The sequence below is a fragment of the Rhodovulum sp. DZ06 genome (genome assembly GCF_050586345.1).
Lineage (GTDB): Bacteria > Pseudomonadota > Alphaproteobacteria > Rhodobacterales > Rhodobacteraceae > JBOCEF01.
On sequence record NZ_JBOCEF010000058.1, the window covers coordinates 1 to 25,035 of the forward strand.

The 25,035-nt window shown below is 71.0% G+C and carries 25 protein-coding genes; 17 read left to right on the plus strand and 8 right to left on the minus strand.

Features of this window, described 5'->3' with window-relative positions:
- The first annotated feature begins 270 nt into the window (after positions 1-270).
- From ACQ5SO_RS18880 to ACQ5SO_RS18890, 3 genes are all read left to right on the plus strand, one after another.
- Complete coding sequence (locus ACQ5SO_RS18880; protein ID WP_430943197.1) at positions 271-708, plus strand: SufE family protein; 438 nt, start codon at positions 271-273, stop codon at positions 706-708.
- Between the two features lie 132 nt (positions 709-840).
- Positions 841-1,533, plus strand: coding sequence for a corrinoid protein (locus ACQ5SO_RS18885; RefSeq protein WP_430943198.1), 693 nt, complete (start codon positions 841-843; stop codon positions 1,531-1,533).
- Positions 1,534-1,882: 349 nt separating this feature from the next.
- Complete coding sequence (locus ACQ5SO_RS18890; protein ID WP_430943220.1) at positions 1,883-2,497, plus strand: DUF1638 domain-containing protein; 615 nt, start codon at positions 1,883-1,885, stop codon at positions 2,495-2,497.
- Between the two features lie 428 nt (positions 2,498-2,925).
- Here ACQ5SO_RS18890 and ACQ5SO_RS18895 read toward each other — a convergent pair whose 3' ends face one another.
- Positions 2,926-3,672 carry a PAS domain-containing protein gene (locus ACQ5SO_RS18895; protein ID WP_430943199.1) on the minus strand — a complete coding sequence of 249 codons (747 nt, stop codon included), beginning with the start codon at positions 3,670-3,672 and terminating at the stop codon, positions 2,926-2,928.
- 511 nt (positions 3,673-4,183) lie between these two features.
- Here ACQ5SO_RS18895 and ACQ5SO_RS18900 point away from each other — a divergent pair.
- From ACQ5SO_RS18900 to ACQ5SO_RS18910, 3 genes are read left to right on the plus strand one after another with little or no spacing between them, the layout of a single operon-like run.
- Entirely contained in the window at positions 4,184-5,095 is a 912-nt protein-coding gene (locus ACQ5SO_RS18900; RefSeq protein ID WP_430943200.1) for a YicC/YloC family endoribonuclease, read from the plus strand.
- 5 nt (positions 5,096-5,100) lie between these two features.
- Positions 5,101-5,796, plus strand: coding sequence for a guanylate kinase (gene gmk, locus ACQ5SO_RS18905; RefSeq protein ID WP_430943221.1), 696 nt, complete (start codon positions 5,101-5,103; stop codon positions 5,794-5,796).
- On the plus strand, positions 5,793-6,326 hold the full coding sequence (locus ACQ5SO_RS18910; RefSeq protein WP_430943201.1) for a gamma carbonic anhydrase family protein: 534 nt from the start codon (positions 5,793-5,795) through the stop codon (positions 6,324-6,326). Before gmk ends, ACQ5SO_RS18910 begins: the two co-directional genes overlap by 4 nt.
- Before the next feature lie 386 nt (positions 6,327-6,712).
- Here the strand turns inward: ACQ5SO_RS18910 and ACQ5SO_RS18915 are convergent, their stop codons facing one another.
- Entirely contained in the window at positions 6,713-7,384 is a 672-nt protein-coding gene (locus tag ACQ5SO_RS18915; protein ID WP_430943202.1) for a histidine phosphotransferase family protein, read from the minus strand.
- A 175-nt stretch (positions 7,385-7,559) separates the two neighbouring features.
- Between ACQ5SO_RS18915 and ACQ5SO_RS18920 the strand changes: the two genes are divergently transcribed.
- The 3 genes from ACQ5SO_RS18920 (at position 7,560) to ACQ5SO_RS18930 (ending at position 9,761) form a co-directional block, all read left to right on the plus strand.
- On the plus strand, positions 7,560-7,742 hold the full coding sequence (locus ACQ5SO_RS18920) for a DUF3553 domain-containing protein (protein WP_430943203.1): 183 nt from the start codon (positions 7,560-7,562) through the stop codon (positions 7,740-7,742).
- A 214-nt stretch (positions 7,743-7,956) separates the two neighbouring features.
- A complete protein-coding gene (locus ACQ5SO_RS18925; protein ID WP_430943204.1) occupies positions 7,957-8,742 on the plus strand; it encodes a GNAT family N-acetyltransferase in 786 nt (261 codons plus the stop codon).
- Positions 8,739-9,761 carry a lysophospholipid acyltransferase family protein gene (locus ACQ5SO_RS18930; protein WP_430943205.1) on the plus strand — a complete coding sequence of 341 codons (1,023 nt, stop codon included), beginning with the start codon at positions 8,739-8,741 and terminating at the stop codon, positions 9,759-9,761. Before ACQ5SO_RS18925 ends, ACQ5SO_RS18930 begins: the two co-directional genes overlap by 4 nt.
- Before the next feature lie 33 nt (positions 9,762-9,794).
- Here ACQ5SO_RS18930 and ACQ5SO_RS18935 read toward each other — a convergent pair whose 3' ends face one another.
- Together ACQ5SO_RS18935 and ACQ5SO_RS18940 are read right to left on the minus strand one after the other, a co-directional pair.
- On the minus strand, positions 9,795-10,352 hold the full coding sequence (locus tag ACQ5SO_RS18935) for a hypothetical protein (RefSeq protein ID WP_430943206.1): 558 nt from the start codon (positions 10,350-10,352) through the stop codon (positions 9,795-9,797).
- Positions 10,353-10,505: 153 nt separating this feature from the next.
- Entirely contained in the window at positions 10,506-11,150 is a 645-nt protein-coding gene (locus ACQ5SO_RS18940) for a thiamine phosphate synthase (RefSeq protein WP_430943207.1), read from the minus strand.
- A gap of 225 nt (positions 11,151-11,375) precedes the next feature.
- Here ACQ5SO_RS18940 and ACQ5SO_RS18945 point away from each other — a divergent pair, with 225 nt between their 5' ends.
- Positions 11,376-11,771 (plus strand): DUF3775 domain-containing protein, encoded by a 396-nt coding sequence (locus ACQ5SO_RS18945; protein WP_430943208.1) that lies wholly within the window; start codon positions 11,376-11,378, stop codon positions 11,769-11,771.
- Between the two features lie 49 nt (positions 11,772-11,820).
- Here ACQ5SO_RS18945 and ACQ5SO_RS18950 read toward each other — a convergent pair whose 3' ends face one another.
- Together ACQ5SO_RS18950 and ACQ5SO_RS18955 are read right to left on the minus strand one after the other, a co-directional pair.
- Positions 11,821-12,528 (minus strand): hypothetical protein, encoded by a 708-nt coding sequence (locus tag ACQ5SO_RS18950; RefSeq protein ID WP_430943209.1) that lies wholly within the window; start codon positions 12,526-12,528, stop codon positions 11,821-11,823.
- Between the two features lie 125 nt (positions 12,529-12,653).
- Positions 12,654-14,219: a short-chain fatty acyl-CoA regulator family protein gene (locus ACQ5SO_RS18955; protein WP_430943210.1), complete on the minus strand. Its 1,566-nt coding sequence runs from the start codon at positions 14,217-14,219 to the stop codon at positions 12,654-12,656.
- Positions 14,220-14,603: 384 nt separating this feature from the next.
- Between ACQ5SO_RS18955 and ACQ5SO_RS18960 the strand changes: the two genes are divergently transcribed.
- The 7 genes from ACQ5SO_RS18960 (at position 14,604) to ACQ5SO_RS18990 (ending at position 23,353) form a co-directional block, all read left to right on the plus strand.
- Positions 14,604-15,947, plus strand: a complete 1,344-nt coding sequence (locus ACQ5SO_RS18960) for a substrate-binding protein (protein ID WP_430943211.1) — start codon at positions 14,604-14,606, stop codon at positions 15,945-15,947.
- A gap of 245 nt (positions 15,948-16,192) precedes the next feature.
- Positions 16,193-17,221 (plus strand): branched-chain amino acid ABC transporter permease, encoded by a 1,029-nt coding sequence (locus ACQ5SO_RS18965; RefSeq protein ID WP_430943212.1) that lies wholly within the window; start codon positions 16,193-16,195, stop codon positions 17,219-17,221.
- A gap of 3 nt (positions 17,222-17,224) precedes the next feature.
- Positions 17,225-18,400: a branched-chain amino acid ABC transporter permease gene (locus ACQ5SO_RS18970; protein ID WP_430943213.1), complete on the plus strand. Its 1,176-nt coding sequence runs from the start codon at positions 17,225-17,227 to the stop codon at positions 18,398-18,400.
- Between the two features lie 13 nt (positions 18,401-18,413).
- A complete protein-coding gene (locus ACQ5SO_RS18975; protein ID WP_430943214.1) occupies positions 18,414-19,175 on the plus strand; it encodes an ABC transporter ATP-binding protein in 762 nt (253 codons plus the stop codon).
- Positions 19,172-19,948, plus strand: coding sequence for an ABC transporter ATP-binding protein (locus ACQ5SO_RS18980; RefSeq protein WP_430943215.1), 777 nt, complete (start codon positions 19,172-19,174; stop codon positions 19,946-19,948). The genes ACQ5SO_RS18975 and ACQ5SO_RS18980 overlap by 4 nt, the downstream gene beginning before the upstream one ends.
- 263 nt (positions 19,949-20,211) lie before the next feature.
- Positions 20,212-22,155, plus strand: coding sequence for an acetate--CoA ligase (acs, locus tag ACQ5SO_RS18985; protein WP_430943216.1), 1,944 nt, complete (start codon positions 20,212-20,214; stop codon positions 22,153-22,155).
- A 367-nt stretch (positions 22,156-22,522) separates the two neighbouring features.
- Entirely contained in the window at positions 22,523-23,353 is an 831-nt protein-coding gene (locus ACQ5SO_RS18990; RefSeq protein WP_430943217.1) for a VPLPA-CTERM sorting domain-containing protein, read from the plus strand.
- Positions 23,354-23,492: 139 nt separating this feature from the next.
- Here ACQ5SO_RS18990 and ACQ5SO_RS18995 read toward each other — a convergent pair whose 3' ends face one another.
- Both ACQ5SO_RS18995 and ACQ5SO_RS19000 read right to left on the minus strand, forming a co-directional pair.
- The gene (locus ACQ5SO_RS18995) at positions 23,493-24,308 is read right to left on the minus strand and encodes an arginyltransferase (protein WP_430943218.1); all 816 of its coding nucleotides are present in this window, start codon (positions 24,306-24,308) and stop codon (positions 23,493-23,495) included.
- A 152-nt stretch (positions 24,309-24,460) separates the two neighbouring features.
- Positions 24,461-24,859: a DUF2852 domain-containing protein gene (locus ACQ5SO_RS19000; RefSeq protein WP_430943219.1), complete on the minus strand. Its 399-nt coding sequence runs from the start codon at positions 24,857-24,859 to the stop codon at positions 24,461-24,463.
- Positions 24,860-25,035 lie beyond the last annotated feature (176 nt).

A 25,035-nucleotide genomic window follows, 5' to 3' on the forward strand; every position in this document is an offset into this window, starting at 1 on the left:
TGACGGGCCTTGCGGATCGCTGGTGAAGGGGGCGGGCCTGCGGGTCCGCCCCTTTTCGCTTGCGCGCGCGGGGGCGGCGGGCGGGACTCGCGCGGGGCTGCGCCCCGGCGCATCGCCCGCCCGCCCCGGCCCTGACGGGCCTGCCCCCAGCTCTCTGGCCCTGTCGGGCCTGCCCCCCGGTTCCCCGGCCCCGGCGAATCGCCGCCCGTCGCCCGCCCGCCCTTGCCCCGCGCCGGGTCGGGGGCTAAGTCACGCCCCGACCCCGGATCCATGAGGAGACGCCCCGTGCCCGCGCCCCAGGCCTTCGAAGACATCGTCGCCGATTTCGAGTTCCTCGAGGACTGGGAGGACCGCTACGCCCACGTGATCGAGATGGGCAAGGCGATGGCGCCGATGGACGACGCGCTCAAGGGCCCGGAGACCAAGGTCGACGGCTGCGCCAGCCAGGTCTGGATCGCGCCCGAGCTCGAGGACGGCCCCCCCAAGCGCCTGCATTTCAAGGGCGACAGCGACGCGCTGATCGTCAAGGGGCTGATCGCCGTGCTCCACGCCCTCTATTCCGGGCGCACCCCGGCCGAGATCCTCGAGACGGACGCGATGGCCGAGCTGGCGCGGCTCGACCTGCAGGATCACCTGTCCTCGCAGCGGTCCAACGGGCTCAAGGCGATGATCGAGCGGCTGCGGATGCTCGCCTCGGCCTCGGCCTGAATTCTCCCCCGCGGCAAAACCGCCGCGAGGTCGTAAAAACCTGTGCATTCCGTCGCGTTCCGTCCTTCGGGCGGCGAGCGTTTGACGCTATGGTTCCCTGCAGAAACGCCTTCCCCGGAGACCGAGTGACTCATGGCCGATGAAGAAGAACTGATCCTGTCCGAGCTCAACGACGACGAGCTGGTCGAGCAGATGCATGACGACCTTTATGACGGCATGAAGGACGAGATCGCCGAGGCGGTGAACATCCTCCTCGAGCGCGGCTGGCAGCCCTACGACATCCTGACCAAGGCGCTGGTGTCGGGCATGACCGTGGTCGGCATCGACTTCCGCGACGGCATCCTGTTCGTCCCCGAGGTGCTGCAGGCCGCCAACGCGATGAAGGCGGGCATGGCGATCCTGAAGCCGCTTCTGGCCGAGACGGGCGCCCCGCGCCAGGGCGCGATGGTGATCGGCACCGTGAAGGGCGACATCCACGACATCGGCAAGAACCTGGTGTCGATGATGATGGAAGGCGCGGGCTTCGAGGTCTACGACATCGGCATCAACAACCCGGTGGAGAACTACCTCGAGAAGCTGGCCGAGACCCGGGCCGAGATCCTCGGGATGTCGGCGCTGCTGACCACCACCATGCCCTACATGAAGGTGGTGATCGACACGATGATCGAGAAGGGCATCCGCGACGACCACATCGTCATGGTCGGCGGCGCCCCGCTGAACGAGGAATTCGGCAAGGCCATCGGCGCCGACGCCTATTGCCGCGACGCCGCCGTGGCGGTGGAGACGGCGAAGCGCCTGGTGGCGGAGCGCAACCAGGCCGCGTGATCGCGGACCGGGAACGCGCATCGGCGACGTCTATCGGCGGGGCGGCGGTCCGGGTGGATCGCCGTCCCCGTTGCGTTTCGGGCGGGGCGGGGCGTTCCAGGCGGCGCGCGGCGCGCGATACGCCCTTCCCGCGTCCAGCGTCCCGCGCCCGGCGACGACGCGGGACCGGCGCGGGCGCAGGGCATCGAGGGGGAAGACCGTGACCGAGGATTGGACCGGCGACGGCGATGGCGGCGCGGACCGGGGCCGCGACGGGGCGGCGACGCCCGCGACCGAATCCCCCCGCCGCGGCGGGCGCAGGGGCGGGCGGGCCGCGCGCCTCGCCGCCGCGCCGCCGCCGCGCGCGCTCGTGTCCCCGCAGGCGGCGAAGGCCGATGACGGAACCACCCTGCTGATCGCCTGCGGGGCGCTGGCGCGCGAGATTCGCGCGCTCATCGCCCTCAACGGCTGGGACCACCTGACCCTGCGCTGCCTTCCGGCCGAGCTGCACCTGCGCCCCGACCTGATCCCCGGCGCCGTCGCGGCCCTGGCCGAAGCCGACCCGCGCCCGGCCGATCGGATCAAGGTGCTCTACGCCGATTGCGGCACCGGCGGCGCGCTGGAGGCGCTCTGCGCCGAGAAGGGGCTGGAGCTGATCCCCGGCCCGCATTGCTACAGCTTCTTCGACGGGAACGACGCCTTCGCCGCCCGCGGGGAGGCCGAGATGCGGGCCTTCTACCTCACCGATTTCCTGGTCCGGCAGTTCGACGCCTTCGTGTGGAAACCCATGGGCCTCGACCGCGCGCCGGAGCTTCGGGACGACCTGTTCGGCGGGTACGAGACGCTGGTCCACCTGGCGCAGACCGAGGACCCCGAGCTTGACGCGCGGGCGCGCGAGGCCGCGGCGCGGCTCGGCCTGCGGCACGCGCGGCGCTTCACCGGCTATGGCGATCTCGAGCGGTTCATGGCCGGCATCCCCGCCTGAGAATCGGGGCCGGGGGGACGGGGGGACGGGAGGCGGGGCCGAGAGGAAGGGGCCCGGGAAGCCCGGACCGGAGCGTTCAAGGGGGAAGCCTGTTCGCTCCGGCCCGGACCCGGCGGTGCAGGGCGCGCCGCAACGGTCGGACGGGAAACCGAATGTCCGCCGCGCGTCGCCGCCGCCGCGCCGCCTGGCCGCCGCCCATGTTCACGGGGTCATGGACGACGGGTGGCCGCCGCCCGGCGGCGCGCCGTCACGGGGCGCGCGCCAATGGGCGGCGACGGTCTCAAGGCAGGTCTGGGGGAGAGCGGCGCGCTTCAGGCGCCGGGGCGGCATCCGCTCCGCCGGGCGTTGGGGGCCGGGACCCGCCAGGGTCCAGGTCGTCGGTCGGCCGGGTCCGGGGCCAGGTCCGGGGCGCGCGGAGCGCCCGGGCCTCAGTCGCGGACCAGCTTCAGGTGCCCGCGGTTGCGCGGCTTGTCGCCGCCGGCGCCGGGATTGCCCTCGATCGCCACCAGCGCGGGCGGGCCGTTGGGGCGCAGCCCCTCGCCGGTGCGGTGGAAGCTCGCCCCCGCTTCCGACAGGCCCGCGGCGGCGCGCTGACGCTCGCGCTGCGGGTAGTCGCGGGCCCCGAGGGCCAGGTCGGGATCGACGTCGATGTCCAGCATCCGCGCGCCGAGGCAGCGCAGCCGCAGGTCCATCGCGCCGCGGCTGCGGGCGGGCGGCTCGGCCAGGTTCACCGCGCCCAGGATCCGGGTCATCTCGCCCAGCTCCGAGCGCATCGGCAGCAGCAGGATCTCGCCAGCCCAGCTCTCCAGCCCCGGCTCGCGCTGGTGCTCGGCCCGCACCCGCATCACGCCCACGCCCGGCTCTTCGAGCACGCGGCGGGCGGTGGAGGTCAGCTCCCGCTCGTGCCCGAAGATCATCAGCGTGTCGGCGGAGCGGCCGCGCAGCTCCTCGCCCGCCAGCTCGCACAGCCGGGTGCCGGCGAGGCGGAAGCGCAGCCCGCCCTCGGGCGTGGTTTCAAGAATGAACATGGTTTCCAGGGCGCCGCGGATCTTCCGCGGGTCGATTTCCGACCGGTACGGAGCGTCGCGGCCTGCGCGCAGCTCGTTCCAGTAGCCGTGCAGCGCCTGGGTGTTGGGGTGATCCATGAGCCTGTCGAACCTGACGTATTTTCTCATTATTTTACCACAATCCTGCTCAGTCCAGTGACATTTCCCGGCGCCGGGGTCGTTCGACCTCTCGGCGCCTCGATGGCGCGGGTTTTCGCTGAATGCCGCGCATCACTCTGGTAGCGCGGATCGTGTGGCATTTGGTTCGACTTCAATATTAACAACAGGATTTTAACGAAGATTGCCTCCGCTCCCATGATGTAATGCGGCGCGGCGCGGCGCAATCCGCGCCGGTGGATGGAAGGACTATCCTAAAGCGCAGCTTCTCATAGACTTAGATGCAACCCCCGGGTGAAAAAGGCGCGGTTTCAGATGCTTGAAGAGCTGTGAACGCCGCGTGCGCACCCGGGCGCGCTGCGCTGCGGCGCCGGCCCGGCGCCCGTCGAACCCGCCCTGGTCCGGCCCGGAACGGGGCCCGCGCGCGATTGCGCCCCGCCCCGCGCCCGGCTAGGTTCGCCCCGCGCGCCGACGCCCCCCGGGGGCGATCCGACCGGCGCGCAGGCCGAACGGAGACTCGCCCATGACCCTGCGCAGCATGACCGGATTCGCCGCGCGCGAGGGGACCCATGGCGCGCTGTCCTGGCGGTGGGAGATGCGCTCGGTCAACGCGCGCGGGCTCGACATCCGCTGGCGCGGCCCCGAGGGGCGGGACGAGATCGAGCCCGCGATCCGCGCCGCCGCCGCCGCCCGCTTCACCCGCGGGAACGTCTCCATCGCGCTGCGCCTCTCGGAACGCCCCGAGGCCGCGGCCCCGCGATTCGCCCTGAACGCCCCCGCCGTCGACGCGCTGCTGGCCGCGGCCATCGCCCTGCGCGACCGGGTCGAGGAAGCCGGCCTCGCGCCCGCGCCGCTCTCGCTCGACGCGCTGCTCGCCCAGAAGGGCGTGCTGGAGCGGGCCGAGCCCGAGGACGACCCCGAGCTGCGCGCGGCCGAGAACGCCCTGATCCTCGCCGATGGCGAAGCGGCGCTGGACGCGCTGGCGCAGATGCGCGCGGATGAAGGGGCGGAGCTGACGAAGATCCTCGCCGCCCAGGTCGACCGGATCGAGGCGCTGACCCGCGAGGCCGCCGCGGCCGCGGCCGAGCGCGCCGCCGCCCAGGGCCCCGCGCTGCGCCGCCGCCTCTCGGCGATCCTGTCGGCCGCGGGCCAGCCGCTGGAGGAGGGCCGCCTGGCGCAGGAGCTCGCGATTCTCGCCGTGAAGGGCGACGTGACCGAGGAGCTCGACCGCCTCCACGCCCATGTCGCCGCCGCCCGCGCGCTGGCCGCCTCCGGCGCCCCCGCGGGTCGCAAGCTCGACTTCCTCACGCAGGAATTTAACCGCGAGGCGAATACCCTCTGCTCCAAGGCCGATTTCGCCGCGCTGACCGAGGCGGGGCTCGAGCTGAAGACCGTCATCGACCGCATGCGCGAGCAGGTTCAGAACATCGAATGAGCACCATGCAGGCACAGAACACCACCCCGCCCGCCCATGACGCCGCCCGCGCGGGGGTGGAGAAGCGGCGCGGGCTGCTCTTCATCCTCTCCTCGCCCTCGGGCGCGGGCAAATCCACCCTCTCGCGCCGCCTCTTGGCGGATGACGAGGCGCTGGGCTTCTCCATCTCCGTCACCACGCGCAAGCCGCGGCCGGGCGAGGAGGACGGCGTGCACTACCATTTCCGCGAACGCGCCGAGTTCGACCGCATGGTCGGGGCCGGGGAGCTGCTGGAACATGCCGAGGTGTTCGGCAATTGCTACGGCACGCCGCGCGGGCCGGTCGAGGCGAAGATCGACGAGGGCCGGGACGTGCTGTTCGACGTCGACTGGCAGGGCGGGCAGCAGCTGCGCAACTCGGCGCTGGGCGACGCGGTGGTGTCGGTGTTCATCCTGCCGCCCTCGATCGCCGAGCTGAACCGGCGCCTGCGCGCCCGCGGCTCGGATTCGGACGAGGTGATCGCGGGCCGGATGGCGAAAAGCCGGGACGAGATCAGCCACTGGGCCGAATATGACTACGTGTTGGTGAATGACGACCTGGACCGCTGCGAGGCGGAGATCCGGGCGATTCTCGCGGCCGAGCGGCTGCGCCGGGCCCGCCGCCCCGGCCTGACGGGCTTCGTCCAGGGGCTCGACCGCGAATTCAGGGAGGGACTGGAATGAGCGTTCTGTACGAACTCGACGGCATCGCGCCGAAAACGCCCGAGGATGGCGATTACTGGGTCGCGCCGGGCTCGGCGGTGATCGGGAATGTCGTGCTGGAGAGCGGGACCTCGGTCTGGTTCAACTGCACCATCCGCGGCGATAACGAGGAGATCCGCATCGGCGCGGGCTCCAACATCCAGGAAAGCACGGTGATGCACACCGATCCGGGCTGCCCGATCCGCATCGGCAAGAACGTGACGGTGGGCCACAAGGCGATGCTGCATGGCTGCGAGGTCGGCGACGGCTCGCTGATCGGCATGGGCGCGACGGTGCTGAACCGCGCGAAGATCGGCAAGGGCTGCCTGATCGGCGCGGGGGCGCTGATCACCGAGGGCAAGGAGATCCCCGACGGCTCGCTGGTCATGGGCTCGCCGGGCAAGGTGGTGCGGCAGCTGGACGAGGCGGCGATGCAGGGGCTGCTGCGCTCGGCCGAGCATTACCAGGCCAACATGCGCCGGTTCCGCGCCGGTCTGAAGCCGGTCGCCTGAAGCCGGTGGGCCGAGCGGGCGTTGCGCCTGCCGCGTTGAACGGGGAACGCCGCCGCCGGGGGACCGGGGGCGGCGTTTCGCGTTGCGGGGGACGCTGCGCCGGAGGGGCGGCCGGGCCCTGGGGGGCGCAAGGCCCCCGCGCCGCCCGGCCGCGCGCCCCGTCGGGGCGCGGGCGCCGCCGCCGCCGCGTCCCGCCCGGGGCCGCGGCGCATGTGAAAGGGCGGCGCCGGGCCCCACGCCCGGCCGCCGCCCCTTCCGGCCCCGAGGGCGCCGCCCGCCGCCGCCCGCGCCTGTTCCCCTGGCGCGGGCGGTGGGGCGGGCGGACCCGCGGGGCCGCGCCGTCCGCGGCTTCCCCCGAAGGCGGACGGCGTCTCCGGGCCCCTCACTCAGCCCTTGGGTTCGGGCAGGGCGATGGTGAAGGTCAGCGCCGCCTCGTCCGAGGTCAGCGCCAGCGCGGCGCCGCCCTCCTGCGCGAAGGCGCGGGCGGCGAGCCAGTGGACGTCCCGCGGCTCGGGCGCGCGGCCGCCGGGCTTGCCCGCGGTCCAGAGCGGCGCGTCCGGGTCGATCCGCAGCATCGGCCCCGAGGCGGCGACCTGGAGCGTGTGCGGCGCCGGTTCCGACAGCGTGATGTCGCCGCCGCGGGGCAGGGCCGCCGCCGCCCCCAGCGTCCCGAGCGCGCAGAGCCGCGCCCCGAGCCGGGTGGTGGTGCGCCCCGGCTCCAGCCGCCAGGCGATCCCCGCGCGTTCCGCCGCGAAGCGCCCGTCGAGCACCTTGCGCAGCTGGTCGAGCGAGTACTCCGCCTCGTGCGCGCCGGCGCCGAAGGCGGTGCGGAACAGCTGCAGCTGGGCGGCGGCCGAGCGCGCGCTGTCCCCGATCAGCGCCATCTCCTGGTCGCCCGCGGCGCCGAATTCCTCGATCAGCTCGACCCCGTTGCACACCGCGCCGACGGGAGAGATCAGGTCGTGGCAGATCCGGCTGCTGACCAGCGAGGCGAGCCAGGCCGGGCCGATCGGCGCGAGCCCGGCGTCGGGGGAAAGGGTCGGGTCGGCGATGTTCATGCGGGGTCCTCCCTGTTGCGCGCCGTCCTGATGCGCGATGATGCCGGCGCGCGCCCGGCGGTCCGGGCGCCGCGCCGCGGGGCGGACCCGGGGGAATGTCCCGCAGCGGGTCTCGCCTTCGTCCCGCTCTACCGCGGGGCGACTCGAGTTAAACACTGCGAAGGAAAAGTTACCAATGAACGAACTTTTGGCCCCCGGTGACCTTGTTCTTCACCCCGGAGAGCCGGACTGGGGCGTCGGCCAGGTGCAATCCGCCATCGGCGGCCGCGTCACGGTGAATTTCGAGCACGCGGGCAAGCGGGTCTTCGTGGGGGATTCGGTGGCGCTGCAGCTGCTGCCCGATCCGCGCGGCCGGTGACCCCCGGCGCGGGCCCCGGCCCGGCCGCGCCCCGACGGGTCCCGGCCCGGGCCTGCGCGCTTGCGGCACGCCCGGTCCGGTTGCGTCCCGTTTGGCCTCGGAATATGGTCGCGCACCTTCGCGCAGGGCCCCCGTGCAGCGTCGCCGACGACCTGCGGACGGATGGCCGACCGGCCGCCCGGGCGCGAATTGTGAACGGAGCGCGCGTCTTTCCATGACGATCGAACAGGGTCGATACGAGGTTCGTCTGGCCGAAACGGACGCCGAGGTCGCCGCGGCCCAGCGGCTGCGCTACCACGTCTTCGTCGAGGAGATGGGCGCGAAGCCGTCCCCCGAGGACGCCGCCGACCGGCGCGAGCGGGACCGCTACGACCCGCATTTCCAGCATCTTCTGCTGATCGACCGCGAGGTGAAGGACCCCGACGAGCGCGTCGTGGGCGTCTACCGGCTGATGACCGGGGAGCGCGCGCGCGCCGGGATCGGCTTCTACGGCGCCAATGAATACGACCTCGAGAAGCTCGAGAACCACCCGCGCAAGGTGGTCGAGCTCGGCCGTTCCTGCATCGCCGCCGAGCATCGCGGCGGGGTGGGCGTCCACCTGCTCTGGGGCGGGGTGGGCGAGTTCGTCACCAAGAACGGCATCGAGATCCTGTTCGGCGTCGCCAGCTTCCACGGCGACGACCCGGCGCCGCTGGCCCACGCGCTGTCCTACCTGCACCACGAGCGCCTCGCGCCCGAGGACCTGCGGGTGCGCGCCCGGAGCGATCACTTCGCGCCCATGGACCTGGTCCCGGCCGAGGAGATCGACCGCAAGCTGGCGCTCAAGCAGATCCCGCCGCTGATCAAGGGCTACATGCGCCTCGGCTGCTTCTTCGGCGAAGGCGCCTGGGTGGATCACGAGTTCAACACGGTCGACGTCTGCGTGGTCATGGACACCACCCGCATGGTCCAGCGCTATCGCGACAGCTATGGCAAGGACGGCGCGGAGCCCGGCGCATGAGCGGCGAGGAGCACGTTCCGCCGCCGCACCTCTCGGGCGTGGACGATCCCGAACTGCATGGCGGCCTGCCGGACGGCGAGGGCGCCGCGCAGCGCGCCGCCCGCGACGGCGAGCCGCCCGAAGCCCCCGGAGAAACCCCCGCCCCCCGCCGGACCCGCGGCGCGGACGAGACCTGGGACGGCGCCGAGTACCTGGAGCTGCCGCGCCCCGAGGCCTGGCGCATCGCGCTGGCCGTGCCGCGTGCGCTCCTGGCCGCCCTCGCCACGCTGGTCTGCCTGGTCCCGTTCCTGCCGCTCAAGTGGCTCGAGGGGCGCTTTCCGGCGCTGCGCCGACCGCGCCTCGCGGTGGCGATGGCCTGGTCGCGGCTGATCTGCGCCTGCATCGGCCTGCGCATCCGCCGCACCGGCCGGCCGATGCCCCATGGCGGCGCGCTGGTGGCCAACCATTCCTCCTGGACCGACATCGTGGTGCTGCTGGGCGCGGCGCCCGTCACCTTCGTCTCCAAGGCCGCCGTCGCGGGCTGGCCGGCCATCGGTTTTCTCGCGAAAGCCGCGGGCACGATGTTCATCGAGCGCAAGCGGTCCCATGCCAAGCGCCAGCAGGAGGAGATGCAGGCGCGGATCGAGGCGGGCGAGCAGCTGCTGTTCTTCCCCGAGGCGACCTCGTCCGACGCGCTGCGGGTGCTGCCGTTCAAATCGACCCTGTTCGCGGTGTTCTTCACCGAGGAGCTAAAGGACCGCACCTGGGTGCAGCCGGTCTCGGTCGTCTATCGCCCCAAACCCGGCGGCGGGCGCCCGAAGGCGTTCTACGGCTGGTGGGGCGACATGGGCTTCGGCGCGCACGCGCTGGTGCTGCTCACCCGCTCCTTCGGCGGGGTGGCCGAGGTGGTGTTCCACGAGCCGGTCCGCGCCAAGGACTTCAAGGGCAGGAAAGAGCTGACGGCCCATTGCGACGCGCTGGTGCGCGCGGGGGTGGAGAGCCGCCTCGGCCCGCCGCCCGCCGAAGTGTTCAAGGACTGACGCGGGCGCTCGGGCGGGCCGCCACGCGGGCCGTCAGTGGCAGCATTCGAAGGCGGGCGCGAGAACGGCGCTGCCCTCGAGCCCGCGCACGAAGGCCACGTCGAAGCCCGGCGCGTCGCCGCCATTGTCCAGCCCGACGATCTTCACCGCCGTCACCCGCTGCGTGTAGCCGATATCGGCGAGGTCGAGCTCGGTCAGCCGCGCCCCGTAGGCGCGCCCGAGATAGGTGAAGCTGCGCCCGAAATCGGGGGAGACGTAGACCTCCGCATCCTCCTGCCCGGCGCCGGGCTCGGAGATGAACAGGTCGTTTCCCGGCCCGTCGATCACGTAGCCGTCGCCGAAGCCCAGCACGATGTAGGAGCCGCGCGGCAGGGACACGCCGGAATTCGGGTCCCCGTCCATGGCGTAGCGCAGGTCGGGCAGCCGGCGGATCGGCGCGGTCTGGGTGGCGAAGCCATAGGGCCCGGGGACCGGCCCGGCGCCGCCGTCATGGAAGGCGATCGGCACGTTGGCGATCAGCGTGTCGGCCGCCGCGGGGGCCCCGGCGAGTCCCCCGGCGAGAACGGCGGCGAAGGCGTGTTTCGCAGGCATCGGCGGTCCTTCGGGCGACTCGGGGGGCAGGGCGCCCGGGAAGGATGCGCGGGGCGGCGGCGGCGGTGAAGACAAAATGAAAGCGCCCGGCGGGAAGGCCGGGCGCAGGATCGTTCTCGCGTGCAGCGGAAGGGGCGCCCGAAGCGCCGCCGCTCAGCCCGCGACCTCGATGATCCGGGCGAAGGCGCGCACGGCGGCGGCCACGTCGTCCTCCCAGATCGAGACCGACGGGATGATGAAATCGGCGTAGGGGGCCAGCTCGCGCGCCTCGGGCGCCTCGATCCCGCCCTCGGCCACCACCGGGGTCTCGATCATCTCGGCCCACCACTGGAACAGGTCGAGGCTCGCCTCGGTCCCGTCGCCCAGGTCGCCCTCGGCCCGGTAGGGGCGGAACAGCACGTAATCCACCCCCGCCTCGGCCGCGGTCATGCCCGCGTGGCGCGAGTCGCCGCAGGCGGCCCCGAGGATGGCGTCCTTGCCGAGCTCGGCCCGCGCGTCGCGCAGCTTCACGCCGCGCGCCTCCACCTCGGCCCCGTCGAGGCCGAGCTGCGCCGCGAGGCGGTAATGCCCCGACAGGATGATCGCCACGTCCGCCGCGTGGCAGACCGGGCGCAGCGCGTCGGCGGCGGCGCGGATCTCGTCTTCTTCCGCGCCGGGAAGGTCGATGCGCACGCAGCCCACTTCGCCCGTCGCCAGCGCGTCGGCCAGCCTGGGGGCCAGCGCCGCGGGGTCGAACCGGGTGGGGGTTGCAAGCATGATGCGGCCCGGGTGCGGGCCTTCGGAGCGATCGTCGGTCATGGCGATCTGTATGGCGCCGCGCGCGGGCTTCGTCCAGCGCGCGCGAGGGCGCGGGGGCGGCGCGCGCGAAAGCGCGGCGGCGGGGGGTTGAAAACCCACCCGCCCGGCGCCGACATTTGTTTTCGATCAACGACCCGTTCCCCCCCGCCATGCCAATCTGCGCGAGGCGGGCGGACGGCCCGCCGCAGGGCCGCCTGAGAACGGACCGCAACCGGGATGAAAGCCATGGAACTGAAACTGCCGCTGGAGACCCTCGCCTGGATCATCGTCAAGGCGCGCGAGGTCAACGTGAAGGACGCCGACACCTCCGACGGCGCCGAGTATGACGACGGCGACGCCTCGGTGCTCGAGGATCGCGGCGGGGACCCGTCCGAGGACGAGCTGCGCAGCTGGATCGCCGACATGACCGACAGCGAGCAGGCCGAGCTGGTCGCGCTCTACTGGCTCGGCCGCGGCGACGGCGACGCGGAGGAGTTCGAGGAGCTGGTCGCCACCGCCCGCGCCGCCCGCGAGGGGCCGACCGAAGACTACCTGCTCGGCGCGCCGCTGCTCGCGGACCTGCTCGAAGAGGGCATGGAGAAGATGGGCCTCGACGTCGCCGAGATCGAAAGCCGGATCTGACGGCCGGCGGGGCGCGGGACGGGCGCGCGGCGGACGCGGCGCGCCCCGCTCAGAGGCCCATGGCCGCGAGGATCGCGGCGTGGACGCTGGGCGCGAAGCGCGGCAGCAGGCCGAACACGCCGAGCACGATCGCCGCCGCCCAGGCGCTGTTCCAGAACAGCCGCCCCATGGCCTGGCGGCGCAGCGCCGCGCGGTGGCGCATCAGCGCCTCGGACACCCCGAAGCTGCGCGGCGGAAGCTGCGCGCCGAACGCCTCGAGCGCCTGCTGCACCTCGGGGTCCTTGCGGCGGACGGCGCCGAAATCGAACCGCCACAGGTCCGCCTCGGACGGCCGGTCCGCGCGGCCCGCGGCGCGGGCGTCGGCCTCGTGGTGATGCACGAAGTGAAGGCGCGACCCGGTCGGGTCGAATTCCACCGCCGCCACCTCCTCGACCGGGATGCGCACCACGCCGCGCCAGTCGCGCACCACGAAGCGCGCGCCGGTGCAGACCGCGTCGGGGCGCCCGGCGAGGAAGGCGAAGCCCCCCTGCACCGCGGCCAGCAGGCTGAGCGGCCACAGGAAGGGCGCGACCATGGCGGCGATGCGCGCCGGGGCGGCCTCGCCCGCGATGGCCGGGTTGTACGAGACTTCGAGCAGCACCCAGCCCGCGGTTCCGAACACGCCGATGCTGACCGCCGCGCCCAGCACGCGCCGCGCCCGCCCGATGCGGATCCGGGCGTCCTCTGGCGCGATGGAGGGCAGGAGGCGGTTGCTCATCTTGCAGGGCGGATTCTGATTCTGTTCAGTAAAGGCGACGTCCGTTTGCGCATACTTCAATTCGTCGCAACGGTCGAGGCGGGGGGGGGCGGGAAAGCCGCCCCGCCTCGGCGTCTCGGGGCGGGTCATGATCCGAATACCGGGTCCTCGGCCCGGTGCGGACAACCGATGCGGGCGCAGATGCGGCAGTTGGGGCCCACGGGCTCGGCCTCCTCGCGCGGGGCGGGGGCGTAGACGGTGGCGTCCGCGGCCTCGCCCGGGAAGGCGATCAGCGCCGCGCGCACGGGCCCGAGCCGCCCCCAGCCCGAGCCGCCCGCGGGTTCGGCCCGGGCCACGAACACCACCCGCTGCCCGTCCGGGAACTCCGCCGCCTGGCGCAGGGTGCGGCCCGGCTCGGACAGGGCGCGGTAGACGGACCAGAGCGGGCAGGCGGCGCCGTAGCGGGGCAGGGCGATCTCGGGCAGCGGGCGGCGCTGCAGCGTCGCGCCCGCGGCGTTGACCAGCGCGTAGGCGGCGCGCGGGGCGGCGGCCTCGGCCCGGGTCAGCGCGGTGATGCGCCGGGCGGCCTGGGCGAAGGAGACGCCGAAATGCGCCGCCAGCGCGTCCACGTCCCAGCCCATCCGCGTCCCCGCGGACACCGCGTCGTCATAGGGCATCAGCAGCGCGTCCGCGGCGGCGTCGGTCAGCGCCCGGCGCGCGGCGTCCCGGGCCGCCTCGCCCGACAGGCCCGGCAGCGCCGCGGCGGCGGTCTTCAGCGCCGGGGCCATGACCGAGCGCGCGGCGGCCAGCGCCAGCGCCCCGCGCCGCTCGGCCGGGGGCGCGCCGGGGGGCAGGATCAGCGATCCGCCGTCGGGCGCGATGCGGGCGTGGCGGCCCGCCGGGTCCTCGGGGTCCTCCGAGACCAGCTTCGCCCCCGCCCCCGAGGCCGCCGCGGCCAGCGCGCGCTCCAGCCCCAGCGGCGGGCCGCCCTCGAGCGTCGGGCGCACGCCGCGGTCGGCATGCCAGGCCTCGGCCGCCTCCTCCAGCGCCTCGGCCCGGTGGCGCACGGCGGCGAAGGCCTCCTCGGCCTCCTCGCCGGGGGCCGAGGCCGTTTCGGTTTCATGCGCGCGGTCGAAGAACTGGGCGAGGGATTCGGCGACCTGGGACAGGCGGCGCGATTCCGCGGACAGGATCTCGTGGAAACGGCGGCGCTGGGCGGGCTCGATGTCCTCGACCGATTCCAGGATCTCGGAGGTGGAGCGGATGGCGGCGATGTTGGTCAGCATCCGGTGCACCGCGTCCGACAGGAACGGGTCGTGGGAGAGCCGGTCCGACAGCGCGGCGGCCGAGCGGCGGGGGGGGCGCGCCGCGGTCCAGGCCCGGGCGATGGCGCGGGCCCACTGGGGATGGCGGCCGACCAGCTCCTCGCCCTCCGCATCCGCAAGGCCGAGGTCGCGGAAGTCGGGATCGGCGGCGATCTCGTCCATCTGCTCGGCCAGCCGCCGTTCCTGGGCGCCGTCGAGCGCGCCCGCGGGCAGGCCGAGCTCCTTCGCCGCGGCGAGGACGAGGGGCGCGGTGACGCCGCGCTTGTTGCGCTCGATCAGGTTGAGGTAGCTGGGCGAGATGCCGAGGCGCCGGGCCAGTTCGCCCTGCTTGATCCCGAGGGCGCGGCGGCGTTCGCGGATGCGCATGCCGATCATGGTGCGGGGCATGGGGGCCTCTCCGTTGCGTCAGGTCTGCGCGCCTGCGCCGCAGGGGCGCCGGGGATGAACGGGGCGGTCAGCGGAGTTTTCCTTCTCCTGCGGGCAAACCGGGTTTGCACGCAGCGCATGGGATGGGTTCATTTTTGCGGCCCTTTTCAGCCCCTTGCTGCGGCGCAAGGTGAAAACTTTACGGTGTTGCGGTTGCACAAAGCAAAATCTTGACTGAAAAATCGTTGTAAGTCAACGCCTTGTTGATTTCTTGACCGATTCGACGGATAGTCGGTGCGGAGCGGGCCTGCCTGCTCGCCGCCGCAGCCGGGCCGGGAGGGCCCGAAGATGCGGCGCATGACCGACACCCCCAGACGGGGACCCAACAGGGATCGGGAGGATTCAATGGGTGACTTCATGAACTTCAGCCGCCGCAGCCTGCTCAAGACCGGCGCCGTCGCCGGCGCCGGCTTCGCCGCGCCCACGCTGTGGCGCCGTCCGGCCTACGCCTACACCAACGAGCCGACCGGCGGTTCCGTGACCCTCGGCTTCAACGTGCCCCAGACCGGCGCCTATGCCGACGAGGGCGCGGACGAGCTGCGCGCCTACCAGCTGGCCGTCGAGCACATCAACGGCGAAGGCGACGGCGGCATGCTGAACACCTTCTCGTCGAAGGCCCTGACCGGCAACGGCGTGAACGGCAAGAAGGTCGAGTTCGTCACCGGCGACACCCAGACCAAGTCGGACGCGGCCCGCGCCTCGGCCAAGCGCATGATCGAGAAGGACGGCGCGGTGATGATCACCGGCGGCTCCTCCTCGGGCGTGGCGATCGCGGTCCAGGGCCTGTGCCAGGAGATGGGCGTCATCTTCATGGCCGGCCTGACCCACTCCAACGACACCACCGGCAAGGACAAGAAGGCGAACGGCTTCCGTCACTTCTTCAACGCCTACATGTCGGGCGCGGCCCTCGCGCCGGTGCTCAAGGCCAATTACGGCGCCGACCGCAAGGCCTACCACCTGACCGCCGACTACACCTGGGGCTGGACCCAGGAAGAGTCGATCGCGGCGGCCACCGAGGGCCTCGGCTGGGAGACGGTCAACAAGGTCCGCACCCCGCTCGGCGCCGGCGACTTCTCGCAGTACATCACCCCGGTGCTGAACTCGGGCGCCGACGTGCTGATCCTGAACCACTACGGCCGCGACATGGTGAACTCCCTGTCCCAGGCGGTGCAGTTCGGCCTGCGCGACAAGATGGTCAACGGCAAGAAGTTCGAAGTCGTCGTCCCGCTCTACTCGCGCCTCATGGCGCAGGGCGCCGGCGAGAACGTGAAGGGCATCTTCGGGTCCACCAACTGGCACTGGTCGCTGCAGGATGAAGGCTCCAAGGCCTTCGTGAAGTCCTTCGGCCAGAAATACGGCTTCCCGCCGTCCCAGGCCGCGCACACCTGCTACGTGCAGGCGCTGCTCTATGCCGACGCCGCCGCCCGCGCCGGCACCTTCAACCCCTGCGGCATCGTCGAGGCCCTCGAGGGCTTCGAGTTCGACGGCATGGGCAACGGCAAGACCCTCTACCGCGCCGAAGATCACCAGTGCTTCAAGGACGTGCTGGTCGTGAAGGGCAAGGAGAACCCGACCTCGAACTTCGACCTTCTCGAGGTCGTCGACGTCACCCCGGCGAGCCAGGTCACCTACGAGCCGAACCACCCGATGTTCGCGGGCGGCGCCCTGGGCGAGTGCAACGCCGGCTGATCGGCCGACCGTCGCGGCGGCGTCCCCCGGGGCCGGGGGACGCCTGACCGGCGCCTTCCCGTGACGGGGGCGCGGGCGCCGCGGCGACCAGGAGGGCGGACCGTCCGCGGCCCGCCTTCCGCCAGCCCCCCCTCTTCACATGCGGCGCGCACGGTGCGCCGCGCCGCCCGGGACGGGCGGCGACGACGGTCGGCCTGCCGGGCCGGTCGCGTCTTTTCGCATTCTTGCAACACGGAGCCATGACGATGGACGCGATCGTCCTCCAGATCCTCAACGGGCTCGACAAGGGCAGCGCCTACGCGCTGATCGCCCTCGGCCTGACCCTGATCTTCGGCACGCTGGGGGTGGTCAACTTCGCCCATGGCGCGCTGTTCATGCTCGGCGCCTTCTGCGCCGTCTCGTTCAACATGCTGCTCACGGCCGAGAAGGTCTTCCTCGACCCGATCAAGAAGACCGCCTGGGGCACCCCGATGGAGATCCGCACGCCCTACGCGGTGGACTGGTTCGGAGATTTCGGCGCGGCGATGATCAACTGGTCGGTGCCGCTGTCGATCATCATCGCCATCCCGGTGATGATCCTCGCCGGCATCGCGATGGAGCGCGGCCTGATCCGCCACTTCTACAAGCGCCCGCACGCGGACCAGATCCTGGTGACCTTCGGCCTCGCCATCGTGATCCAGGAGATCGTGAAGGCCTGGTTCGGCGCGAACCCGATCCCGCAGCCGGCGCCCGAGCAGGTGCAGGGGATGATGGATTTCGGCGCGGCCCTCGGCTTCGAGGCGGGCGCGGTGGTCTACCCGACCTGGCGTCTCGTCTATTTCCTGTTCTCCGCCGCCATCATCGCCGCCGTGTTCTGCTTCCTGCAGTTCACCACCTTCGGCATGGTCGTGCGCGCGGGCATGGCGGATCGTGAAACCGTGGGCATCCTCGGCATCGACATCGACCGCCGCTTCACCCTGATGTTCGGCCTCGCCGCCACCGTCGCGGGCCTGGCGGGCGTGATGTACACGCCGATCCTGTCGCCGGACTACCACCTCGGGATGGACTTCCTGGTCCTCTCCTTCGTCGTGGTCGTCGTCGGCGGCATGGGGTCCCTTCCGGGCGCCGTCGCCGCGGGCTTCCTGCTGGGCGTGCTGCAGTCCTTCGCCTCGATGAACGAGGTGAAGAACATCCTGCCCGGCATCGACCAGATCATCATCTACCTCGTCGCCGTCGTGATCCTTCTGACCCGCCCGCGCGGTCTGATGGGGCGCAAGGGCGTGATGGAGAGCTGAGCCATGACCAACAGCAAATCCTCCGACATCCTTCTGCTGATCGTCTTCTCCATCGCCGTTCTGGCGGGCCCGATCATCCTGGCGCCTTTCGGCGCCGGGTACCCGGACCTGCTGCAGAAATTCGCGATCTACGGGATCCTGGCGATCGGATTCAACATCCTGTTCGGCCTGACCGGCTACCTGTCCTTCGGCCACGCGGCCTTCCTCGGGGTCGGCTCCTACGCCGCGGTGTGGTCCTACAAGCTGCTGTCGATGAACATCCTGCCGGCGATCATCTTCGCGGTCGTGGTCTCGGGCCTCTTCGCGCTGCTGATCGGCTTCATCTCGCTGCGCCGCTCGGGGATCTACTTCTCGATCCTCACGCTCGCCTTCGCGCAGATGTGCTACAACCTCGCCTACTCGGTGCTCACCCCGATCACCAACGGCGAGACGGGCCTGCAGGTCACGCTTGAAGACGCGCGGATCCTCGACGGCGCCTCCGACGGGTCGCTCCCGGTGACCAATCTCTTCGGCATGAACATGAACTCGACGACCGAGATGGAGCTGGCGGGCATGACCCTGCAGTTCAACGTCGGCTTCTATGTCTGCGCCGTGGTGCTGATCGCCTGCTTCTACCTGTCGATGCGCATCTTCCGCTCGCCCTTCGGGATGATGCTGCGGGCGGTGAAGTCGAACCAGAACCGGATGAACTACACCGGCCTCGACACCAAGCCCTACACCCTGGCGGCCTTCGTGATCTCGGGCATGTATGCCGGCCTCGCGGGCGGGCTGCTGGCCGCGACCGACCCGCTGGCGGGCGCCGAGCGGATGCAGTGGACCGCCTCGGGCGAGATCGTGCTGATGACCATCCTCGGCGGCGCGGGCACCCTGCTGGGCCCGGTGCTGGGCGCGGGCCTGATCAAGTACTTCGAGAACATCTTCTCGGCGTTCAACAAGACCGAGCTGGCGGACATCTTCAGCTTCCTGCCCGGCGGCCTCCAGGACGTCATGGTCTCCGTCTCCGCCGCCTTCGTGGGCGAGGGCTGGCACCTGACGCTCGGGGTCCTGTTCATGCTGATCGTCATCTTCCTGCCCGGCGGGCTGATGGAAGGCGCCGACAAGCTGCTGGGCGCGGTCACGGGCCGGTCGAAGAAAACCTCCGGGGGCGGCGCCGGCGCCGCGCCCCAGGCGGCCGAGTGAGGGAGAGGGACCGATGGGAACGATCCTTGAAATCCAGAACGTCAACAAGCGCTTCGGCGGTCTGAAGGCCCTCGACGACGTCAACCTGCGGGTCGAGGAAGGGCATGTGCATGCCATCATCGGCCCGAACGGGGCGGGCAAGTCGACGCTGCTCAACTGCCTCGTCGGGCGCCTCGTGCCCGACACCGGGGCGGTGACCTTCGACGGCAGGTCGCTGATTGGCCAGAAGCCGCATGTCATCAACCAGATGGGCGTGTCCCGCGTGTTCCAGACCCCCGAGATCTTCGAGGACCTGGACGTGCTGCAGAACACCATGATCCCCGCGCTGGCGCGCCGGGACGGGGCGTTCAAGCTCAACTTCTGGAACGGGCTGTCGACCGAGGCCGAGATCCGCGACATGGCGCTGGCCACGCTCGAGGACATGGGCCTCGCCGATGACCGCAACATGCTCGCCAAGAACATGTCGCGCGGCAACAAGCGGCGGCTGGAGATGGCGATGTGCCTGGTGCAGAAGCCCAAGCTGCTGCTCCTCGACGAGCCGACGGCGGGCATGGCGCGCGCCGACACCAACAACACCATCGACCTGCTCAAGCGCATCAGCCAGGAGCAGGACGTGACCTTCGTGGTGATCGAGCACGACATGCACGTCGTGTTCTCGCTCGCCGACCGCATCTCGGTGCTCGCCCAGGGCCACGTGATCGTCGAGGACGATCCGCAGCACATCAAGGGCAACAAGAAGGTCCAGGAAGCTTACCTCGGGGAGGCGCACGCATGACCATCATCGACGACGGCGCATATGCACGCGTCAAGAAATCCCCGAACACGCAGAACCTCGGGACCGCCCCGGCCTTCTTCTCGTGCTGGGACATCCACGCCTATTACGGCGAGAGCTACATCGTCCAGGGCGTGAGCTTCAACATCCACGAGGGCGAGATCGTCGCGCTGCTGGGCCGCAACGGCGCCGGCAAGACCTCGACCCTGCGCTCCATCGCCCAGGTGGGCAGCCCGCAGCTGACCCACGGGGAGATCTGGCTCGACCACAAGCCGGTGCACGAGATGAAGGCCCACCAGGCCGCGCAGAACGGCATCCAGCTCGTCCCCGAGGACCGGCGCATCATCCCCGGCCTGACGGTCGAGGAGAACCTGCAGCTGGCGCAGATCGCCCCGCCGCATGGCTGGTCCATCGAGCGGGTTTACGAGCTGTTCCCCCGCCTCGGGGAGCGGCGCAAGCAGGAGGGCGTGACGCTTTCGGGCGGCGAGCAGCAGATGCTGGCCATCGGCCGGGCGCTGGTGCGCGACATCAAGCTCCTGCTGCTGGACGAGCCCTATGAGGGCCTCGCCCCCGTCATCGTGGATGAGATCGAGAAGACCCTGCGGGAGATCAAGAAGCTCGGCATCACCACGGTGCTGGTCGAGCAGAACGCGGTCCGCGCGCTCAAGCTCTCGGATCGGGCGATCATCCTCGACATGGGGCAGGTCGTGTTCGACGGCACCGCGCAGGAGGTGCTCGACAACGAGGCGCTGCGCCACGAATACCTCGCGATCTGACGGGGCCATCTGACGGGGCCCTTCGGGCGGGGCCGCCCGAAGGGCCGCCCCGCCCGGGCGTCCGGGAACCGACGATTGAGGACAGGCGGCCCTTGCGGGGGCCGCCTTTTCGCTGTGTCATGCCCGTCCGGCCGCCTTGGGAGGGGCGGCGGACGGCGGCCCAGCGCCGCAGTTGCAGCGTTTTGCGACCAAGGGAGAATTGCGCCCCGGCCCCCGGACGCGCGATCCCCGAACGCGAACCAGTTCTTTCGGGAGACCACCAGATGTCCGACGCCATGCGCCACCCCTCGGCCGAAGCCGCCGCCCGCGCCCATGTGGACGCCGCGAAATACGAAGAGCTCTACGCCGCCTCCATCGCCGATCCCGACGCCTTCTGGGGCGAGCAGGGCAAGCGCCTCGACTGGATCAAGCCCTACACGCGGGTGAAGAACACGAACTACGAGTACGGGAACGTCTCGATCAAATGGTTCGAGGACGGCACGCTGAACGTCTCGGCCAACTGCATCGACCGGCACCTCGCGACCCGCGCCGACCAGGTGGCGATCATCTGGGAAGGCGACGACATCGCCACCCATCGCAACGTCACCTATCGCGAACTGCATGAAGAGGTCTGCCGCTTCGCCAACGTGCTCAAGAAGCTCGGGGTCAAGAAGGGCGACCGGGTGGTGATCTACCTGCCGATGATCCTCGAGGCCGCCTACGCCATGCTGGCCTGCGCCCGGATCGGCGCCATCCACTCCATCGTCTTCGCGGGCTTCTCGGCCGATGCGCTGGCCGACCGGATCAACGATTCCGAGGCCAAGGTGGTCATCACCGCCGACCACGCGCCCCGCGGCGGCAAGGCGACCAAGCTGAAAGACAACTGCAACAACGCGCTGCAGCGCTGCGACGACGACGTGAAGTGCCTTTGCGTGCGCCGCACCGGCGGCCAGGTCGCCTGGCGCGCGGGCCGGGACTTCTGGCTGCACGAGGAGGCGAAGACCGTCTCCGCCGACTGCCCGCCCGAGGAAATGAACGCCGAGGACCCGCTCTTCATCCTCTACACCTCCGGCTCCACCGGCAAACCCAAGGGCGTGGTGCATTCGACCGGCGGCTACCTGCTCTACGCCGCCTACACCATGGAGACGGTGTTCGATTACCACGAGGGGGACATCTTCTGGTGCACCGCCGACGTGGGCTGGGTGACGGGCCACAGCTACATCGTCTACGGGCCGCTGGCGAACGGCGCGACCACGCTGATGTTCGAGGGCGTGCCCACCTATCCCGATGCGGGCCGGTTCTGGGAGGTGTGCGAGAAGCACAAGGTGAACCAGTTCTACACCGCGCCGACCGCCCTGCGCTCCTTGATGGGGCAGGGGACGAGCTGGGTCGAGAAGCACGACCTGTCGTCGCTGCGGATCCTCGGGACGGTGGGCGAGCCGATCAACCCCGAGGCCTGGAAGTGGTATGACGAGGTGGTCGGCAAGGGGAACTGCCCCATCGTCGACACCTGGTGGCAGACCGAGACCGGCGGCCACCTGCTCACCCCGCTGCCGGGCGCGACCCCGACCAAGCCGGGCTCGGCCACCACGCCCTTCTTCGGCGTGAAGCCGGTGGTGCTCGAGCCCGCCTCGGGCGAGGTGATCGAGGGCAACGGGGTCGAGGGCGTTCTTTGCATCGCCGACAGCTGGCCGGGCCAGATGCGCACCGTCTATGGCGACCACCAGCGGTTCATGGACACCTATTTCAGCCAGTACAAGGGCTACTACTTCTCGGGCGACGGCTGCCGCCGGGACGAGGACGGCTATTACTGGATCACCGGCCGCGTGGACGACGTGATCAACGTCTCTGGGCACCGGATGGGCACGGCGGAGGTGGAGTCGGCGCTGGTCGCGCACGAGGCCGTCGCCGAGGCCGCCGTGGTCGGCTACCCGCACGAGGTGAAGGGGCAGGGGATCTACTGCTACGTCACCCTCATGAACGGGGTGGAGCCCACGGACGAGCTGCTGAAGGAGCTCCAGGCCTGGGTGCGGCGCGAGATCGGGCCGATCGCCAAGCCCGACGTGATCCAGTGGGCCCCGGGCCTGCCCAAGACCCGCTCGGGCAAGATCATGCGCCGGATCCTGCGCAAGATCGCCGAGAACGAGGTGAGCGCGCTGGGCGACACCTCGACCCTGGCCGATCCCTCGGTGGTGGACGACCTGATCGCGAATCGCGCCGGCGCCTGATTCGCCCCGCATCGGGCGAAGGAATTCGCCCCATTTCGCCTTATTCGTGTGGGCGCCCGGTCGAATGGCCGGGCGCTTTCGCGTTCTCGCGTTGGAATTGCGGGATTTTCACGGCGTCATGTTCATGAGCGGGCCGAGGGGGCTGACCGATTTTCAATAATGCGTTAGGGTTTTTGCGGGGTCTGAACGTTGGTTCAGGAACTGCTTACGGGGTTACCTGCTTCGGATCTGAATCCGGGCGACATTTTTTAGCGTTCGCCCGGATTGTCACGTGCTCATCCGAACCTGCCGCAGGGGTGTAATTTCATTACTGTCGCTGATCTTCCGTGCCGTGCAGCACGCGATCGGCTGTACGAGGAGTCTTTCCATGTATCGTACCGTTCTTGCCGGGGCGCTTGCCGCGTCGCTCGGCGCCGCGCCGGCCATGGCCGCCAACTTCGACGTCGACATCATGTTCGTGATCGACCAGTCGGGCTCGATGGACGGTGAATTCACCGACCTGAGCGCCAACATCTCCACCTTCATCAACGGGCTGACCGCGGATGCGTCCATCAACACGGTCCATGCCGGCCTGGTGACCTACGAGGAGGCCTCGCTCGGCCTCGGCGTCGACTGCGGGGCGGGCGACCCGTGCCTCGAGCTCGACCAGGCCATCACCGGCAGCGTGCCGACCCTGGCCGCCGCGCTCTCGACCGCCGCGGGCGAGACCTTCGGCGGGACCGAGGACGCGCTGGCCGCTGTCGCCTCGGTGCTGCCGGGCGGCGTGCTGTTCGGCTCGGCCGGCTGGCGCAACAACACGGTGAAGACGGTGGTGCTGATCACCGACGAGGACGCGGATGACGCGTTCAGCTTCACCTATGGCGGGCTGACCGGCTATGCCGCGCTGGGCCAGCAGCTCGACGATGCGGGCTACCTGAACAACATCATCACCAGCACCGGCCTGTTCGCGACCTACGAGCCGGCCTCGCGCCCGATCAGCGACCCGGCGGGCGATTTCGACGCGCTGTTCGACCTCGCGGCCTTCAACGCCGACCCGAGCGGGTTCCTGACCCAGTTCGCGGCCGCCAAGCTGGTCGAGCTGCAGGACGGCCCGGTCACCGGCGGGTCCTCGGACGTGCCGCTGCCGGCGGCGGCGTGGATGCTGCTGGCGGGCATGGGCGGCCTCGGCGCCGTGCGCGCGCGCCGCAAGGCGTCCTGACGCGCCGCGCCCCGGCCGCGGCCGGGGGGATGAAATGCAGCCGGCCGGTCCCCGCGCGGGGCCGGCCGGTTCGCTTTGAGGGGATGCTTGGGGGGACGCGCCGCCCGGGGCGCCCGGCCGCCTGCGCCGCTGGCGGGCCTCAGCCCTGCAGCAGGCGCGCGACCTGGTCGGCCACCGGGTCCATCTCGGCCGCGTCGGCGTCGACCTCGACCTCGCCCGCGTCCTCGACCCGGATCCAGCGGTCGTTCTGGTGCACCTCGAACGGGCGGTAGAGCGCCTTGTACGCCATCTTGGGCGAGCCGGGGACCCAGTAGCCGAGATAGACGTAAGGCAGCCCCGCGGTGCGGGCGATCTCGACATGGTCGAGGATCATCGCGGCCCCGAGGGAGCGGGCGCGCTCGGACGGCTCGAAAAAGCTGTAGACCATGCTCAGCCCGTCTTTCAGCACGTCGGTCACGCAGGCGGCGACCAGCGCGTCGGGCCCGCCGTCGGGATCGGGCGCGCGGTACTCCACCATCCGGGTGCGCACCGGCGTCTCCTCCACCATCGCGGCGAATTCGAACACGTCCATCTCGGCCATCCCGCCATCCGCGTGGCGGGCGTCGAGATAACGGCGGAACAGGCGGTACTGCTCCTCGGTCGCGTCGGGGGGCAGGGCGCGGCGCTTGAGGTCGGCGTTGCGCTTCGCGATCCGCTTCTGGGTGCGCGAGGGGCGGAAGTCGGCCACCGGGATGCGGGTGGACAGGCACGCGGCGCATCCGGGGCAGGAGGGGCGGTAGACCACCCCCTGGCTGCGGCGGAACCCGCGCAGCGAGAGCATGTCGTTGACCTGGGCCGCGTCGGGGTTGCGCAGGGTCGTGAACAGCTTTCGTTCCGCCCGCCCTTCCAGGTACGGGCAAGGCTGCGGCGCCGTCACGAAGAACTGGGGTGCGATCCGCCCCTGGTGGTGGCTCATGCGCTGTGGCCTGTCAGCTGTCCCTGTCGACCCTCATTCTGTGCAACCCGGGCCGCGCCTTCCAGTGGAATCTTGCGCATGGCGTCGTTTCCGAAGCGAAAACGCCGCCCCGGCGAGGGGGCGGCGGAAGCGCGCTTTGCGGATCGGCCGGATCAGACGGCCTGGCCTTCCACCGCGGCGCCCGAGGGGCGGCGGCGGTCGTCCATGAACTGGTCGAACTCGGCCTGGTCCTTGGCCTTGCGCAGGCGCTCCATGAAGGCCTCGAAGGCGCCCTGCTCCTCCTCGAGGCGCTTGAGCGTCTCCTCGCGGTAGGCGTCGAAGGCGGAGTTGCCGGTGGGGGCGAAGCCCTTGCGGCCAAAGCGATGTTTGCGTTCGGATTTGCTGCAGCCCATGCGTCCGCTCCAGATCATGTAAAAGAGAACCACCAGCCCCAGGGGGCCGAAGAAGACGAAGCCGAAGACCATGAGGGCGATCCAGGCGGGCCTCCCCCACTCATCCAGCTGCGCCTGCGCCTGAATCAGCCAGTCCTTGATGCGTTCCATAATCTCCATTCCCGTTCTCAGGTGATGTGAATGTTATTCACATTTACATAGCTGGTGACGCGCCCCCTCCCGGTCAAGCCTTCCCGCGGGAAATTTCGAGGCCCGGGAGGGGGCGGGGGGGGGGGGGGGGGGGGGGGGGGGGGGGGGGGGGGGGGGGGGGGGGGGGGGGGGGGGGGGGGGGGGGG

Excerpts from the sequence above, each read along its gene's own strand:
- acs (WP_430943216.1), top strand. The coding sequence starts at position 20,212 with ATGTCCGACGCCATGCGCCACCCCTCGGCCGAAGCCGCCGCCCGCGCC.
- ACQ5SO_RS18880 (WP_430943197.1), top strand. The coding sequence starts at position 271 with ATGAGGAGACGCCCCGTGCCCGCGCCCCAGGCCTTCGAAGACATCGTC.
- ACQ5SO_RS19000 (WP_430943219.1), bottom strand. The coding sequence starts at position 24,859 with ATGGAGATTATGGAACGCATCAAGGACTGGCTGATTCAGGCGCAGGCG.
- ACQ5SO_RS18970 (WP_430943213.1), top strand. The coding sequence starts at position 17,225 with ATGACCAACAGCAAATCCTCCGACATCCTTCTGCTGATCGTCTTCTCC.
- ACQ5SO_RS18925 (WP_430943204.1), top strand. The coding sequence starts at position 7,957 with ATGACGATCGAACAGGGTCGATACGAGGTTCGTCTGGCCGAAACGGAC.
- ACQ5SO_RS18980 (WP_430943215.1), top strand. The coding sequence starts at position 19,172 with ATGACCATCATCGACGACGGCGCATATGCACGCGTCAAGAAATCCCCG.
- ACQ5SO_RS18960 (WP_430943211.1), top strand. The coding sequence starts at position 14,604 with ATGGGTGACTTCATGAACTTCAGCCGCCGCAGCCTGCTCAAGACCGGC.
- ACQ5SO_RS18975 (WP_430943214.1), top strand. The coding sequence starts at position 18,414 with ATGGGAACGATCCTTGAAATCCAGAACGTCAACAAGCGCTTCGGCGGT.
- ACQ5SO_RS18915 (WP_430943202.1), bottom strand. The coding sequence starts at position 7,384 with ATGAACATCGCCGACCCGACCCTTTCCCCCGACGCCGGGCTCGCGCCG.
- ACQ5SO_RS18900 (WP_430943200.1), top strand. The coding sequence starts at position 4,184 with ATGACCCTGCGCAGCATGACCGGATTCGCCGCGCGCGAGGGGACCCAT.
- ACQ5SO_RS18990 (WP_430943217.1), top strand. The coding sequence starts at position 22,523 with ATGTATCGTACCGTTCTTGCCGGGGCGCTTGCCGCGTCGCTCGGCGCC.
- ACQ5SO_RS18995 (WP_430943218.1), bottom strand. The coding sequence starts at position 24,308 with ATGAGCCACCACCAGGGGCGGATCGCACCCCAGTTCTTCGTGACGGCG.
- ACQ5SO_RS18940 (WP_430943207.1), bottom strand. The coding sequence starts at position 11,150 with ATGACCGACGATCGCTCCGAAGGCCCGCACCCGGGCCGCATCATGCTT.
- ACQ5SO_RS18910 (WP_430943201.1), top strand. The coding sequence starts at position 5,793 with ATGAGCGTTCTGTACGAACTCGACGGCATCGCGCCGAAAACGCCCGAG.
- ACQ5SO_RS18885 (WP_430943198.1), top strand. The coding sequence starts at position 841 with ATGGCCGATGAAGAAGAACTGATCCTGTCCGAGCTCAACGACGACGAG.
- ACQ5SO_RS18930 (WP_430943205.1), top strand. The coding sequence starts at position 8,739 with ATGAGCGGCGAGGAGCACGTTCCGCCGCCGCACCTCTCGGGCGTGGAC.
- ACQ5SO_RS18955 (WP_430943210.1), bottom strand. The coding sequence starts at position 14,219 with ATGCCCCGCACCATGATCGGCATGCGCATCCGCGAACGCCGCCGCGCC.
- ACQ5SO_RS18965 (WP_430943212.1), top strand. The coding sequence starts at position 16,193 with ATGGACGCGATCGTCCTCCAGATCCTCAACGGGCTCGACAAGGGCAGC.
- gmk (WP_430943221.1), top strand. The coding sequence starts at position 5,101 with ATGCAGGCACAGAACACCACCCCGCCCGCCCATGACGCCGCCCGCGCG.
- ACQ5SO_RS18920 (WP_430943203.1), top strand. The coding sequence starts at position 7,560 with ATGAACGAACTTTTGGCCCCCGGTGACCTTGTTCTTCACCCCGGAGAG.
- ACQ5SO_RS18950 (WP_430943209.1), bottom strand. The coding sequence starts at position 12,528 with ATGAGCAACCGCCTCCTGCCCTCCATCGCGCCAGAGGACGCCCGGATC.
- ACQ5SO_RS18945 (WP_430943208.1), top strand. The coding sequence starts at position 11,376 with ATGGAACTGAAACTGCCGCTGGAGACCCTCGCCTGGATCATCGTCAAG.
- ACQ5SO_RS18935 (WP_430943206.1), bottom strand. The coding sequence starts at position 10,352 with ATGCCTGCGAAACACGCCTTCGCCGCCGTTCTCGCCGGGGGACTCGCC.
- ACQ5SO_RS18895 (WP_430943199.1), bottom strand. The coding sequence starts at position 3,672 with ATGAGAAAATACGTCAGGTTCGACAGGCTCATGGATCACCCCAACACC.